Genomic DNA, 14,479 nt, shown 5'->3' with positions numbered 1-14,479 from the left:
CAAGGTCATGTAAGATTATATAAAGGAGCCAAATCATGTCTAAACAACAAATCGGTGTTATTGGAATGGCAGTAATGGGGCGAAATCTTGCCCTCAATATTGAAAGCCGTGGATATACTGTCGCGATTTATAATCGTTCTAAAGATAAAACCGAGCAAGTGATGGCCGAACATCCCGATAAACAATTGGTTCCCCACTTTACGATTGAAGATTTTGTTGCATCATTAGAAAAACCGCGTCGTATTTTGATAATGGTACAAGCTGGTAAAGGAACGGATGCCGTAATTGATGAACTACGACCTTTATTAGATAAAGGCGACATTATTATTGATGGTGGTAATGCTTATTTTGAAGATACCATCCGCCGCAATAAAATGCTTTCAGATGAAGGGTTTAATTTTATTGGTACTGGTGTTTCTGGTGGTGAGGAAGGGGCGCTTAAAGGACCATCTATTATGCCTGGCGGTCAAAAAGAAGCATATGATTTAGTTGCACCAATATTAGAGAAAATCGCTGCCAAAGCTAACGGTGAACCATGTGTCACTTATATTGGACCTGATGGCGCAGGTCATTATGTGAAAATGGCTCATAATGGTATTGAGTATGGTGATATGCAGCTAATTGCTGAAAGCTATTCAGTATTGAAACATGTGGTCGGATTAGATAATGAGCAATTATCAAGTGTCTTTACTGACTGGAATAAGGGCGAGTTAAATAGTTATTTAATTGAAATTACGGCTGATATTTTTAAATATAAGGATGAACAAGGTCAATATCTGATTGATGTGATTTTAGATGCAGCAGGTAATAAAGGAACCGGTAAATGGACCAGCCAAAGTGCATTAGATTTAGGTGAACCTTTATCATTAATTACTGAATCAGTATTTGCCCGTTACATTTCGGCTATTAAAGATCAGCGAGTTGCTGCGGCAAAAATTTTAAAAGGACCACAACAAGTTACTTATACTGGTGATAAAAAAGAATTAATAGAAAAAGTACGTAAAGCGCTTTATATGAGTAAAATTATCTCTTATGCTCAAGGCTTTGCACAACTCAAAGCTGCATCAACTCATTATAATTGGCAGTTAAATTTTGGTGAAATTGCTAAAATATTTAGAGCAGGATGTATTATTCGTGCACAATTTTTACAAAAAATTACTGATGCTTATGCAGACAATAATGATATTGATAATTTGCTATTAACACCTTATTTTTCACAAACAGCTCAAGCTTATCAGCAAGCATTACGTGATGTGGTTTGTTTAGCTGTTCAACAAGGTATTGCTGTGCCAACGCTCTCTGCTGCTATTGCTTATTACGATAGTTATCGTTCGCCTGTATTACCAGCGAATTTAATTCAAGCACAACGAGATTACTTTGGTGCACATACTTATAAACGTATAGACAAAGAAGGTGTATTTCACACTGATTGGTTAAATATTGAATCGTAATTGGTCGTAATACTGTTACATCTATTTTTTAGTTAGAGTGTAAGTATACCTTGCACTCTAATAAAAAATTCTTTCAATCTACTCTGCTTTATTAATCTCCTTTCTATTTTAAAAAATAAAAATTGTTGCGTGCATTAATCTTAGCATTGTCAAGTGATTTTATTTTTTTTAAATTGTAGAAAAACACAATATATGGTGTATAATCATAATATATTTACTATATATAGTGTCCGTCAAGCGATGTGAAAATCCCGGTGTATATCAAATTAAGTCTAATATTCTAATAAAGATTTAAGAAATCCCAATAATTATAATGAGTATTAACATTGATATATGACCCATATTAACCGCTAATAAACCATGAATATTGAGGAGTATATATGCCCGTAGTCATCAAACGTGATGGTTGTCAAACCGCATTTAATGAAGCTCGGATTAAAGATGCCATAGTCAAAGCAGCTGTTGCTGCTAATGTGAATGATCCTGATTATTGTGCTGCTGTTGCTCGCGTTGTGACTAATCAAATGACAGAACGTGAAAGTGTTGATATTAACGAAATTCAAAATGCAGTTGAAAATCAGTTAATGTCAGGGCCTTATAAAAAACTGGCAAGGACTTATATTGAATATCGACATGATCGTGACCGAGCGCGAGACCAACGTAGTCGTTTGACTCAAGATATTCGTGGCTTAATTGAACAGAGTAATGTTGCAATTTTGAATGAGAATGCTAATAAAGATAGTAAAGTTATTCCAACACAACGCGATTTATTAGCCGGTATTGTAGCAAGGCATTATGCTAAACAATATTTATTACCAAAAGAAATATCACGCGCTCATGATTGTGGCGAAATTCATTATCATGATTTAGATTACGCACCATTTTTTCCTATGTTTAACTGTATGTTAATTGATTTAGATGGTATGTTGACCAATGGCTTTAAAATGGGTAATGCTGAAATTGAGCCACCAAAGTCGATTGCAACAGCGACAGCGGTCACGGCACAAATAATTGCACAGGTTGCGAGCCATATTTATGGTGGTACAACTATTAATCGTATCGATGAAGTGCTAGCAAAATTTGTTACCATCAGTTATCAAAAACATAAACAAATCGCTCAAGAGTGGGATATACCCAATCCAGAGGCGTATGCAGAAAACCGTACTCAAAAAGAGTGTTATGATGCATTTCAATCTTTAGAGTATGAAGTTAATACTTTACATACTGCTAATGGTCAAACTCCTTTTGTTACCTTTGGTTTTGGTTTAGGAACAAGTTGGGAATCACGTTTAATTCAAGAATCTATTCTAAAAGTTCGCATTAAGGGTTTAGGTAAAAATCATAAAACAGCCGTTTTCCCAAAATTGGTGTTTGCCATTAAAGATGGTATTAATCACAAACAAGGTGATATTAATTACGATATTAAAGCGCTAGCGTTAGAGTGCGCAAGTAAGCGTATGTATCCTGATATCTTGAATTACGATAAAGTGGTTGAAGTCACCGGATCATTTAAAACTCCAATGGGATGTCGAAGCTTTTTAGGTGTTTACGAAGAAGATGGTCAGCAAATTCACGATGGCCGTAATAATCTTGGCGTGATTAGTTTGAATCTGCCGCGTATTGCCATTGAAGCCCAAGGTGATGAATCTCGTTTCTGGCAGATTTTAGATAAGCGTTTAGAGTTATGTAAAGAAGCCTTAATGACACGTATTGCTCGTCTTGAAGGGGTAAAAGCTCGCGTCGCGCCTATTTTATATATGGAAGGGGCTTGTGGTGTGAGATTAAAAGAAGATGATAGTGTTTGTGAAATATTCAAAAATGGTCGAGCTTCGATTTCTTTAGGCTATATTGGTATTCACGAAACATTAAATGCACTTTATGGAAATAAAACGCATCCATTTGATAATGATACATTACGCGAAAAAGGCGTAGCTATTGTTCAACGTTTACGACAAGCTGTGGAACAGTGGAAAGCTGAAACGGGTTATGGATTTAGTTTGTATAGTACGCCAAGCGAAAACCTGTGTGATCGTTTTTGTCGACTTGATACAGCTGAATTTGGTGTTATTCCAGGGGTAACTGACAAAGGTTATTATACAAATAGTTTTCATTTAGATGTAGAGAAGAAAGTTAATCCATACGAAAAAATAGAATTTGAAAAACCTTATCCTGAAGTAGCTAATGGTGGATTCATTTGTTATGGTGAATATCCTAACATGATTAATAATGTTAAAGCATTAGAGGATGTCTGGGATTATAGTTATAGTCGAGTTCCTTATTATGGTACTAACACCCCGATTGATGAGTGCTATGAGTGTGGTTATACCGGTGAATTTTCGTGTACAAGTAAAGGTTTTGTTTGTCCTAGTTGTGGTAATCATGATTCGTCAAAAGTCTCTGTTACTCGCCGAGTTTGTGGCTATTTAGGTAGTCCTGATGCCCGTCCATTTAATGCCGGTAAACAAGAGGAAGTAAAACGACGAGTTAAACATTTGAACAATGGTCAAATTGGATAATGTTAATTAAATAGTTATGAATTATCATCGTTATTATCCTGTAGATGTTGTAAATGGTGAAGGTACGCGTTGCGTGCTGTTTGTCGCAGGTTGCGTACATCAGTGTCCTGGGTGTTATAACAAAAGTACATGGGGAATCAATTCAGGCGTACCTTTTACACAATCGCTTGAAGATCAAATTATCAAAGATCTGCAAGACACAGAGATTAAACGCCAAGGATTATCGCTTTCTGGTGGTGATCCTTTGCATCCACAAAATGTTCCAGCTATATTAAAATTAGTTCAACGGGTTAAATCAGAATGTATTAACAAAGATATTTGGCTATGGACGGGGTATAAACTTGATGAATTAACCGCCGAGCAACAAGCAGTAGTGCCTTATATTGATGTATTAATTGATGGTAAATTTATTCAAGAACTTGCTGATCCTCGGCTGTTATGGCGAGGAAGCAGCAATCAAATCATACATCGATTTAAACAATAAAATTATTGGCCATTATTGCGATTTGTGTAAGTTTAAAAGATAAGAAATCGCTTCACGATAATTAATTTCTAGATTTTCACTGCTAGACGAGGTGATGTGTAAGTCAGTAATTTTGCCATTATCAATACCATAAACCCATCCGTGCAAATTAACTTTTTGACCGCGCTGCCATGCCGATTGAATAATGGTTGAGTGACCTAAATTATAAACTTGCTCAATGACGTTGAGTTCGCATAAGATATCTAATCGAATATGCGCTGGAAATTCACCAATAAGTGAGCTATATCGAAACCATAAATCTCGAATATGTAATAGCCAATTGTTAATTAAACCTAAATCCGGGTTTTCAACAGCTGAGCGTATTCCACCACATCCTAAATGGCCACAGACAATAATATCTTCAATTTTAAGTACATCAACGGCATATTGGACGACAGATAAACAATTGAGATCGGTATGAATGACTAAATTACCTACATTTCGATGGACAAATAATTCACCAGGTTGCAATTTAATCAGTTTTTCGGCCGGAACTCGGCTATCAGAACAGCCGATCCATAAAAATTTAGGATTTTGGGCAATTGCTAGTTGTTTAAAAAATTCGGGATCTTCTTGCTCAATTTTTTCTGACCACTCGTGATTAAAACGAATTAAATCGTTTACATTTACCATTCATCTATTCCTTTAATATCTCATTATTATAAGATTGTGTTATTTTTGAAAATAAACTTTATATTATTTAATTGGTTTCAATGTGTTGGATTTTACTTTTCATTATTAATTTTCGCCACATTGGTGTGGTTAAAATTTTAGCCTTGATGATTTTGCTGTATAATTTTAAACGTAATAGTAGTGTTTTTTGGTAATACAGTTTATTGGGTTTTGCTTGGCCGCTATTTAATATTTTACTTAGAATCTCAGCGCTATCGAGTGCATAGCTAATTCCTTCCAAAGAACTTGCACTAATAAAACCAGCCGCTTCACCGATTAAAAATATGTTTTCATTGCCCGTGTAAAAATCACGTAAACGATTTGGATAGATAACTAGGCATTTTTCAGTTTTGACTAAATCACTAAAAATAAAACCTTGTTGCGTTAATTTTTGTTTTAACTTTTCGAAATGTTGATTTGCTTCTTTTTTTGCAAAGGCTCCACCTAAAATAAAGTAACCATCTTTAGACATACTCCATGCATAACAGTTAGTTAAATTGTTGTCAAAAATGCACGAATAAAAAGGTGTAGTATGTTTTTCAGCAAACCATTGCTGAATAGCGACATATTGTCTGATGGAATGTTTAGGGTAACGCATTCGCCTTACAATGGAATTAGCCCCATCAGCACCTACGACATATTGAGCAGTGAATTTTTGTTCTCTATTATTTTCATCGACATAAGTGACTTGGTATCCATCAATGATTCTTCTTACTTCTTTGCATAACGTATTATGTAAAACAGTAACGGTTTCGGGAATGAGTGACTTTAGCCATAGATCAAACTTATGTCGATCAAGGCTGATATAACTGCGTTGATAATTACGAACTAGTTGAGTTTGCAAATCGATGGTTTTAACGCTAAATATTTGTGGATCGGTTAAAATGTCAGCAGGTATGTTTAATTTTTGTCTGACAAAAGATTTTTGCGCATCATTTGCCAGTAATCCACCACATGGTTTATGAAAGCCATCATGACCTGTTTGTTTTTTTTTGTCTAGTGCAATAATTTTAAATGAAGGACTAAGTAATCGTGCCAACGTACTACCGGCAGGCCCTAGACCAATAATTGCAATATCGTAATCCATAAAATTATGTTATTTGCCCTATCAATTTTTGACTAATGTTATATTATCACATTTAAAGTGAAATGTGGCTAATCAAGGACGAGAATAGGGTAAGTTAGGTATCGTTGACATAGTATTCATTAAGCTATATGGATATATAATCCCATATAGCTAAGTTAAAATTGGCTATATTTAACTGGCAACGGTTGTCAAAAAAGCTTGGTTTAATTCTTCAAAGGGTAAAGTTCGGCTAATTATGACTAAACGTGATAGTTTTTCTGCCGAATCTTGCCAGGGTGAACCATAATCAAAGCCAACGACTTTGTGGACACCTTGAACAATTAAGCGTTGTGGATTATTTTTGATAGCAAGCACACCTTTGTATCGTAGCATGTCATTGCCGTATTGCTCGACTAAATTTTCCATAAAAGAGCCAATTTTTTTGATATCAAGTTCACCTGCTTCAAAAAGATAAGAGCAAATATCATCATCCCATGATTGAGTTTGCTTTTGTCGAGGCAGAACAGTGAAATCGGCCATAAATTTTTTGGCGGGATTAATTACAAAAAAGCCTCTATTAATATTTAGATCATCAGTTAGATCAAAAGCATGTATATCAATCCACTGTGATTTAGGTATTTGTCCATTTACGGCCTCAATGATTGTAGCTTTATGGTTGATGTTGTTAATTCGATTAATCACTTTTAGTTTTTCTGAATTACTAACGCAGTCAGTTTTAGTCACAATAATGCGATCTGCAAACCCAATTTGTGAAAGCGTGACGCGATGCGCATCAAGATGCTGTAAAATATGTTGAGCATCGACTAAAGTAATAATTGCATCAAGTTGAAAGCTTTGACGAATCAAATCATCAATAAAAAATAGTTGAATAATTGGTGCAGGATCGGCAAGTCCGGTCGTTTCAATTATTAACCGATCAAATAGTAACTCTCCTGCTATGCGCTGAGCGTGTAATTGGTATAAGGCATTGGTTAGCTCTCCTTGTACGGTACAACAGATACATCCATTAGTCATTTCAACAATTTTAATGTCGGTTGTTACATTTAGCAGATGGCTATCAACGTTTATCGGGCCAAACTCATTTTCGATAATAATTATTTTTTCGTTAGGATTCTCTGCTAACAAATGATTAATTAATGTAGTTTTACCTGAACCTAAAAATCCAGTTAATAAAGTGACAGGTATTGTGGGGGAGCTGGTTTGTATTGTCATTTCTTCCATTCTTTACTATTTAGCAACTAGCAACATTTGAATCCGCCTTTACCACCGTAACGTGCATCTTGCCGCTCTTTAAAAAACTCTTCATAAGTCATAGGCGTTTGTTCTGGGTGGGTAAGTTTCATATGTTGAACATAAGTATCATAATCTGGAATACCGACCATAAGTTTAGCTGCTTGGCCTAGATATTTTCCTGCTTTGGCGATTGAATCAAACATATTTTATCTCTTATTAGCTAAAGATATTGATAAGTAGATCTTATTTCTTAATTATAATCTGCGACGCATAAATCACTAATTATCGTTGATTCACTATAAAGTGCTAATTTGTTTGAGTCAATTGCTGATTAATACTAATTTATACAATAATATAAAAGCTTAAAAGCAATTTTAATTTTGATTGATTAAATTCAAGTGGTGATGTTTTAAAAAAGGTTTCAATAAATTGATTTATCTATGAGTAAATAACTTTTATAATATTGGGCAATTTAATTCTAATAAGAGTCTATAATGGAAAAGTTTCACCTTACTGGCCCAACTTCTTTAAATGGTGAAGTTGTGATTTCTGGGGCTAAAAATGCAGCCCTACCTATTTTATTTGCTGCAATTTTAGCTGAAAAACCCGTTGAAATTCAAAATATCCCTAAGTTAAAAGATATTGATACGACGTTAGAATTACTCAGTCAGTTAGGTGTGAAATGTACCCGCAATGGCTCGATTCATTTAGATGCAGGGCAAGTTAATAATTATTGCGCACCTTATGAGCTAGTCAAAACTATGCGCGCATCAATTTGGGCATTAGGCCCATTAGTTGCTCGATTTGGTCATGGACAAGTATCTTTACCAGGGGGATGTGCTATTGGCGCTCGACCTGTTGATTTACATATTATTGGCTTGCAACAACTAGGGGCTACAATTACTCTTGATGAGGGGTATGTTAAAGCAACTGTCGATGGTCGATTAAAAGGTGCACATATCGTAATGGATAAAGTCAGTGTTGGTGCTACTGTGACTATTATGTCGGCTGCAACCTTAGCGGAAGGAAAAACGATAATCGAAAATGCTGCCTGTGAACCTGAAATTGTTGATACTGCTAAATTTTTAAATACGTTAGGTGCTAAAATCTCGGGTGCTGGTACCGTGCGTATTGAGATAGAAGGCGTAGAGCGATTAGGCGGCGGCGTACATGAAGTGGTTTCAGATCGCATCGAGACCGGTACCTTTTTGGTTGCAGCAGCGATATCAAAAGGTAAAATTACCTGTCGTAAAACAGATCCAAAATTGCTTGATGCTGTATTATCTAAATTGAAAGAAGCGGGCGCTGATATTCAAATCGGTGATGACTGGATTTGCCTAGATATGCAAGGTAAACAGCTTAATGCAGTAAATATCCATACTGCACCTTATCCTGGGTTTCCAACTGATATGCAAGCTCAATTCTCTTTACTCAATATGGTTGCTAAAGGCACAGGAATTATTAAAGAAACAATTTTTGAAAACCGATTTATGCATGTTCCTGAACTTATTCGAATGGGTGCTAGAGCCGAAATAGAAGGTAACACTTTAATCACGCATGGTGTGGATAAACTAAGTGGTGCCCAAGTCATGGCAACTGATTTACGTGCTTCAGCTAGTTTGGTTTTAGCCGGTTGTATTGCTGAAGGTTCGACATTGGTTGATCGTATTTATCATATAGATCGTGGTTATGATAATATTGAAGATAAACTTAGAAAACTAGGCGCTCATATTGAAAGAACTAAGTAGTTTTTGAATTAAAAATAGTTGTTAATACAACGTAAGTTAGTGAAGGAGTTTAATCGTGACAAAACAAGCTTTGGTCTGTTTATCAAATGGTTGTGAAGAAACAGAAGCTGTAACAACAATTGACCTTTTAACACGAGCGGGTATTAATGTTACCACAGCAAGTATTTCGCAGGATAGAGAGGTGCATTGCTCAAGAGGGGTGACTATTTTAGCTCAAAAAACTTGGCTTGAAGTTAAAGAACTTAATTTTGATGTTGTTATTTTACCAGGTGGATTAAAAGGCGCAGAAAATTTTCGTGATTGTCCTGCTCTTATCGAAAAACTACAGCAAACCCATCAAGCAGGAAATATCGTTGCTGCGATCTGTGCTTCACCAGCAATGGTTTTACAGCATCATCATTTATTTCCTAACGCTTATATGACTGGGTATCCAACAACGAAAGATGCCTTTCAACTTTGGAAAGATGAAAGAGTTTATTTTGATCAAAAAAATAACGTGATTACCAGTCAAGGTCCTGCAACATCAATTGATTTTGCACTAAAAATTATTGATGTTTTACTCGGTCGAAAAAAAGCCGCTGAAGTTGCACAGCAACTTGTTCTACCATCAGGTATTGAATGCTATCAATAGGTATCAAATGTCAAATTCACATTTGTATGAAAAGTTAGTAAAACGCGCGACACTTAGTGCGGTTTTAATTTCTATTGTTTTGATCATAATAAAACTGCTGACTTGTTGGCTTACAGGATCAATAAGTTTGTTGGCATCTTTATTAGATTCAAGTATTGATTTGCTTGCTTCAGGATTGAATTTTTTTTTGGTTCGTTATGCGTTAAAGCCGGCAGATGATGATCATACTTTTGGACATGGTAAAGCTGAATCACTAGCTGCTTTAGCACAAAGTACTTTTATTATAGGATCGGCAACAATTGTATTGTTGTCGAGTGTAAAATCAGTTATTTCACCTAGTGAAATTCAGGTTCCTTTACTCGGTATTATTATCTCAATTATATCAACTGTCATAACTGCATTTTTAGTCTTATATCAAAAGTACGTCATAAAATTGACAAGAAGTAAAGCAATTGAAGCTGATATGTTGCATTATTCTTCGGATATGTTAATGAATATTGCTGTCATATGTGCTTTAGCTTTAAGTTGGTATGGCGTGACTTATGCTGATGCTTTCTTTGCTTTCTTTATTGCTTTGTATATTTGCTATAACGCTTATCAAATAGCTTATAATGCTATTCAAGATTTACTCGATCGCGCTTTACCGGATAGTGATAATGCCAAAATTGCTGAAATTATTGCTACCTATCCCGATGTACGTGGTTTTCACGATCTTAAAACCAGACAAGCTGGACCATTAAAATTTATTCAATTACATCTTGAGCTTGATGATGATATGCCTTTAATCCAAGCTCATGCTATTGCCGATAGTGTTGAAAAACGTCTTTCAGAAGAGTTCTCACCGGCAACGGTCATTATCCATCAAGATCCTATTTCTGTTGTTCCTATCGAAATGATGCAGTAGACAATTTCAGCAAAATAGCTTTTATCATCTATTGTTAGATATCTGTTTAAACTCTATAATAGTTAAAATTTAATTAGTTGGAGTTATTTTGTATGATAAAAAAAATAGGTATTTTAACGAGTGGTGGTGATGCTCCGGGAATGAATGCTGCTATTCGAGGAGTAGTTAGAACTGCATTAACAGAAGGTTTAGATGTTTATGGTGTTTATGATGGTTATTTAGGGCTGTGTGAGGATCGCATATCTCAACTTGATCGTTATAGTGTTTCCGATATTATCACTCGTGGTGGTACTTTCTTAGGCTCAGCTAGATTTCCTGAGTTTAAAGATAAAGAAGTAAGACAAAAAGGTATCGCGAATTTAAAAAAACACGGTATTGATGCATTAGTGGTTATTGGTGGTGATGGCTCTTATATGGGAGCTATGCGACTAACCGAAGAAGGTTTTCCATGTATTGGTTTACCTGGTACTATCGATAACGATATTCGTGGTACTGATTATACTATTGGTTATTTCACTGCATTAAGTACAGCGGTTGAAGCTATTGATAGACTGCGTGATACTTGTTCATCACATCATCGAATTTCTGTTATTGAAATTATGGGACGCGATTGTGGTGATCTAACCTTAAATGCAGCCGTAGCTGGTGGGTGTGAGTTTATGATCATTCCTGAGGTTTCTTATACTAAAGAAGATTTGATTGAAGAAATCAAATTAGGCTTTGCTAAAGGTAAGAGACATGCAATTGTCACTGTCACTGAGCATATGTGTGATGTTAATCAGCTAGCTAAAGACATTGAAGATGCGGTAGATCATGAAACTCGTGCTACTGTATTAGGACATGTACAACGCGGTGGAAGTCCTGTTCCTTATGATCGTATACTTGGCTCACGTATGGGCGCATATGCCGTTCAATTACTTCTGGAAGGACATGCAGGTAGAAGCGTCGGTGTGCAAAATGGTAAGTTAGTTCATCATGATATTATTGATGCAATTAACAATATGAAACGACCATTTGATATGGATCTTTATAATACAGCAAAACGTCTTTTCTAGCGGTGAGTTTGATCCCGTACGATTAATGGTATTATGAAAATAAAACATTTTAGGTGAATGCTTATTGGTAATAATTTAACCAAATAAGTATTCACTTTTTTCATTGAAGCTCTTAGTCATCAACTTATGAAATGAAGTTAGTTCGTTATTATTAAAATAATAGTCTTTACAAAAATGCAAATTAACTGGTTTATGCACCACTTTAGTCATTAGCATTGATATATGCTTCAATAAAGTTTCATTTAATTATTATCAATTATACGTAATTAATTATTGAACTGGGGGATAAATAATGGCATTAAATTATTTAGAAGATCATGAGCGTTTTTATGTTTGTGATGCTAACAATAAGCAAATAGCAGAAATGACGTTTACTAGGGTTGGTCAAAATAAAGCAACAATTAATCATACTTATATTGATCCTGAATATCGTGGCAAGGGGATTGCAGATAAATTATTAAATCTGGTTGTGACCAAATTGCAACAAGAACAACGTGAAATTATTCCTATCTGTTCTTATGCAGCTAAAAAATTGATGAAATAATACTGGAACCATATTCAACTAAATTAAAAAATTTGAATCAAATACTGTCAAGTTTTATTTTGATTATTATTTTTTTCAAATTTAGTTATAGTTAAGTGAATATGTGCTAATGTATAACAATTTCCTAAACGTAGAATTTCGATATTTAAGATGGGATCTGCAAAATCACAAAAAATTCACTCAATCCACGTTTTACGTGGTGTTGCTATTATCATGATTGTTTTTAGCCATTGTTTAGGTGTGTTTAAAAATAGTAATTTAATTGCAAACAGTTACTTATTTTCATTTTTAAATTTATTTGCCTTTAATTTCACAACATTTTTTGTGCTTATTGCCGGATTTTTATTTCAACATTTGACTTATAAATTTAATACTAAAACTTACTATTTATCGAAATTTAAAACAGTAGTATGCCCATATATTTCAGTCTCTATTTTTTGTTTTCTGTTTTTTCATTATCAATATTTATCTGATTTACCGTGGATTTCATCAACAGAGCCTAGCATATTAAGCACAATAACCAAAATGATGTTGACTGGAACACAGTTATTACCGTTATGGTTTATGCCAATGATTATTATTATTTATTTAATGGCTCCTTTATTGTATATGTGGTCACATAAAAATTTAATTGTTGCTGGTTTAATGTCTATGTTTTGGATCGTGATTTTTACCAAACCTGATTTTACTCAGCCTATTTTAAATTTATTGCATTATGGTCCGGTTTATCTAATTGGTATGATGATTAAGCAAAATTATCAAACTATTATGAAGGCAGTGAAAGATAACCTATTTTTGTTTATATCCTTTTTCTGTTTATGCTTTTTTGTGCCCTTTGCTTATCGATATATTAGCCAGTTGGGCATTGAAAATCTTTATTTTGATACATTGCAAAAAATTATTTTGTTCATATTAGCGCTCTATTTATTAGATCCACTAAATCATAAAAACAACGATGGTCGAGTTTATAAATTTTTCTCTTACATGGCTAATATCAGCTTTCCAATTTATTTTATTCATGAAATTATCGTACTAGAACTAGAGCAGCAAGTGATTAATTCACCTATAGGAGATGTCATTAAGACTGATAATGGTCAACTCGCATCATTAGGAGCAATTAGCTTTTTAGTATTAACATTATCTATTAGTATTGTTATAGCTAATGCAATAAAACTTATCTTTAAAGATAAAGCTAAATTTTTTATTGGGGGAAGTCGCTAATCTTCAATTATTCGCATTGAAATTCAGCGCTTATTAGATATTTGTTATTATTTGACGGTACAGTAAGCGCTTTGCAATCAGAAACATAAATAGCTTTTTTAGTTAATTGAATACTATTTTCATACTGGCAAACGAAGTAAATCCAATCATTGAATCCCTGATTATAAGAATTTAAATCTTTCCAATGATAATTTCTATTGCCCTTGTTTTCAGAGGGAATGGGTTTATCATTATTATAAAGATTAATGCTAGTTAGATGTGCTTTTGGTTTAGTAAAAGCATTCACATCGATATTAAAAGGTAAAGGACGATTATGCTCTAATACAACTGAATCAATATAAACCACTTCAGGACAATCAAATACCATTTCATCAGCATAACTATTGCACGTAAAAAGTAGACCAGTAGTTAATAATACAAACTTCTTCATTGTTTAACCCAATATCTTATTAAGATTTCTATTATTATCAGATAATACGAGGATATTAATTCCTGTTCAAGTTAATAAGCTAATATTAAAGTAATAAATTATTTTTGAATAAACTTATTAATGATTATTTATTTTACGATAATTGTCTATACAACAATTAAATTGAGCAAATAAAACACAAACAGAAAAAAAATAGCAATAAACACTTGCAGGAAAATTTAAAGTGCCTATAATGCGCATCCACTGACACGGCGTTAGTGAAAAACAAACGAAGAAGGTGTTAGAGAGCAAGATCAAAAATATTGAAAAAAGATCTTGACGAATAAAAAGGTGTAGCGTAGTATACGCAGCCCTTGAGACAGCAAACTGAAACAACAAAATGTTTAGTTAAATTTAAAGCTGTCAGCTCTTTAAAAAGAAGAAACAGACAATCTGTGTGGGCACTTGCGAGACGAAAGATTAAA

14 protein-coding genes are annotated in these 14,479 nt (G+C 34.2%); 9 read left to right on the top strand and 5 right to left on the bottom strand.

Annotated elements, in window-relative coordinates:
• The first annotated feature begins 35 nt into the window (after positions 1–35).
• The 3 genes from gndA (at position 36) to nrdG (ending at position 4,451) form a co-directional block, all read left to right on the top strand.
• Positions 36–1,451: an NADP-dependent phosphogluconate dehydrogenase gene (gene gndA / locus A9G03_RS01500; RefSeq protein WP_065798233.1), complete on the top strand. Its 1,416-nt coding sequence runs from the start codon at positions 36–38 to the stop codon at positions 1,449–1,451.
• A 380-nt stretch (positions 1,452–1,831) separates the two neighbouring features.
• A complete protein-coding gene (gene nrdD, locus A9G03_RS01495) occupies positions 1,832–3,967 on the top strand; it encodes an anaerobic ribonucleoside-triphosphate reductase (RefSeq protein WP_065798232.1) in 2,136 nt (711 codons plus the stop codon).
• A 16-nt stretch (positions 3,968–3,983) separates the two neighbouring features.
• On the top strand, positions 3,984–4,451 hold the full coding sequence (gene nrdG / locus A9G03_RS01490) for an anaerobic ribonucleoside-triphosphate reductase-activating protein (RefSeq protein ID WP_065798231.1): 468 nt from the start codon (positions 3,984–3,986) through the stop codon (positions 4,449–4,451).
• A gap of 12 nt (positions 4,452–4,463) precedes the next feature.
• Here the strand turns inward: nrdG and can are convergent, their stop codons facing one another.
• The 4 genes from can to A9G03_RS01470 all read right to left on the bottom strand — a co-directional run bounded on the left by can (position 4,464) and on the right by A9G03_RS01470 (position 7,685).
• The gene (gene can / locus A9G03_RS01485; RefSeq protein WP_065634946.1) at positions 4,464–5,123 is read right to left on the bottom strand and encodes a carbonate dehydratase; all 660 of its coding nucleotides are present in this window, start codon (positions 5,121–5,123) and stop codon (positions 4,464–4,466) included.
• Positions 5,124–5,190: 67 nt separating this feature from the next.
• On the bottom strand, positions 5,191–6,249 hold the full coding sequence (locus A9G03_RS01480; RefSeq protein WP_065798230.1) for an FAD-binding protein: 1,059 nt from the start codon (positions 6,247–6,249) through the stop codon (positions 5,191–5,193).
• Positions 6,250–6,420: 171 nt separating this feature from the next.
• Complete coding sequence (locus A9G03_RS01475; RefSeq protein ID WP_065634961.1) at positions 6,421–7,461, bottom strand: CobW family GTP-binding protein; 1,041 nt, start codon at positions 7,459–7,461, stop codon at positions 6,421–6,423.
• 26 nt (positions 7,462–7,487) lie between these two features.
• Positions 7,488–7,685, bottom strand: a complete 198-nt coding sequence (locus tag A9G03_RS01470; protein ID WP_065577812.1) for a YbdD/YjiX family protein — start codon at positions 7,683–7,685, stop codon at positions 7,488–7,490.
• A gap of 291 nt (positions 7,686–7,976) precedes the next feature.
• Here A9G03_RS01470 and murA point away from each other — a divergent pair, with 291 nt between their 5' ends.
• The 6 genes from murA to A9G03_RS01440 all read left to right on the top strand — a co-directional run bounded on the left by murA (position 7,977) and on the right by A9G03_RS01440 (position 13,585).
• The gene (gene murA / locus A9G03_RS01465; RefSeq protein WP_065634944.1) at positions 7,977–9,230 is read left to right on the top strand and encodes a UDP-N-acetylglucosamine 1-carboxyvinyltransferase; all 1,254 of its coding nucleotides are present in this window, start codon (positions 7,977–7,979) and stop codon (positions 9,228–9,230) included.
• A 55-nt stretch (positions 9,231–9,285) separates the two neighbouring features.
• Complete coding sequence (gene yajL / locus A9G03_RS01460) at positions 9,286–9,861, top strand: protein deglycase YajL (RefSeq protein WP_065798229.1); 576 nt, start codon at positions 9,286–9,288, stop codon at positions 9,859–9,861.
• A 7-nt stretch (positions 9,862–9,868) separates the two neighbouring features.
• Positions 9,869–10,765 carry a cation diffusion facilitator family transporter gene (locus A9G03_RS01455; RefSeq protein ID WP_065798228.1) on the top strand — a complete coding sequence of 299 codons (897 nt, stop codon included), beginning with the start codon at positions 9,869–9,871 and terminating at the stop codon, positions 10,763–10,765.
• A gap of 92 nt (positions 10,766–10,857) precedes the next feature.
• Positions 10,858–11,820, top strand: a complete 963-nt coding sequence (pfkA, locus tag A9G03_RS01450) for a 6-phosphofructokinase (protein WP_065634941.1) — start codon at positions 10,858–10,860, stop codon at positions 11,818–11,820.
• A 292-nt stretch (positions 11,821–12,112) separates the two neighbouring features.
• Positions 12,113–12,364, top strand: coding sequence for a GNAT family N-acetyltransferase (locus tag A9G03_RS01445; RefSeq protein WP_065634940.1), 252 nt, complete (start codon positions 12,113–12,115; stop codon positions 12,362–12,364).
• 150 nt (positions 12,365–12,514) lie between these two features.
• Positions 12,515–13,585 carry an acyltransferase gene (locus A9G03_RS01440; RefSeq protein WP_065798227.1) on the top strand — a complete coding sequence of 357 codons (1,071 nt, stop codon included), beginning with the start codon at positions 12,515–12,517 and terminating at the stop codon, positions 13,583–13,585.
• Positions 13,586–13,592: 7 nt separating this feature from the next.
• On the opposite strand, the gene A9G03_RS01435 is transcribed toward A9G03_RS01440, so the two are convergent.
• On the bottom strand, positions 13,593–14,015 hold the full coding sequence (locus tag A9G03_RS01435) for an STY0301 family protein (RefSeq protein WP_065798226.1): 423 nt from the start codon (positions 14,013–14,015) through the stop codon (positions 13,593–13,595).
• Between the last annotated feature and the right edge of the window lie 464 nt (positions 14,016–14,479).

The organism is Gilliamella sp. wkB171 (genome assembly GCF_001693755.1).
Lineage (GTDB): Bacteria > Pseudomonadota > Gammaproteobacteria > Enterobacterales > Orbaceae > Gilliamella > Gilliamella apicola_F.
This window is presented reverse-complemented; position numbering and strand designations above follow the sequence as displayed.

Excerpts from the sequence above, each read along its gene's own strand:
- gndA (WP_065798233.1), top strand. The coding sequence starts at position 36 with ATGTCTAAACAACAAATCGGTGTTATTGGAATGGCAGTAATGGGGCGA.
- nrdD (WP_065798232.1), top strand. The coding sequence starts at position 1,832 with ATGCCCGTAGTCATCAAACGTGATGGTTGTCAAACCGCATTTAATGAA.
- nrdG (WP_065798231.1), top strand. The coding sequence starts at position 3,984 with ATGAATTATCATCGTTATTATCCTGTAGATGTTGTAAATGGTGAAGGT.
- can (WP_065634946.1), bottom strand. The coding sequence starts at position 5,123 with ATGGTAAATGTAAACGATTTAATTCGTTTTAATCACGAGTGGTCAGAA.
- A9G03_RS01480 (WP_065798230.1), bottom strand. The coding sequence starts at position 6,249 with ATGGATTACGATATTGCAATTATTGGTCTAGGGCCTGCCGGTAGTACG.
- A9G03_RS01475 (WP_065634961.1), bottom strand. The coding sequence starts at position 7,461 with ATGACAATACAAACCAGCTCCCCCACAATACCTGTCACTTTATTAACT.
- A9G03_RS01470 (WP_065577812.1), bottom strand. The coding sequence starts at position 7,685 with ATGTTTGATTCAATCGCCAAAGCAGGAAAATATCTAGGCCAAGCAGCT.
- murA (WP_065634944.1), top strand. The coding sequence starts at position 7,977 with ATGGAAAAGTTTCACCTTACTGGCCCAACTTCTTTAAATGGTGAAGTT.
- A9G03_RS01455 (WP_065798228.1), top strand. The coding sequence starts at position 9,869 with ATGTCAAATTCACATTTGTATGAAAAGTTAGTAAAACGCGCGACACTT.
- pfkA (WP_065634941.1), top strand. The coding sequence starts at position 10,858 with ATGATAAAAAAAATAGGTATTTTAACGAGTGGTGGTGATGCTCCGGGA.
- A9G03_RS01445 (WP_065634940.1), top strand. The coding sequence starts at position 12,113 with ATGGCATTAAATTATTTAGAAGATCATGAGCGTTTTTATGTTTGTGAT.
- A9G03_RS01440 (WP_065798227.1), top strand. The coding sequence starts at position 12,515 with ATGGGATCTGCAAAATCACAAAAAATTCACTCAATCCACGTTTTACGT.
- A9G03_RS01435 (WP_065798226.1), bottom strand. The coding sequence starts at position 14,015 with ATGAAGAAGTTTGTATTATTAACTACTGGTCTACTTTTTACGTGCAAT.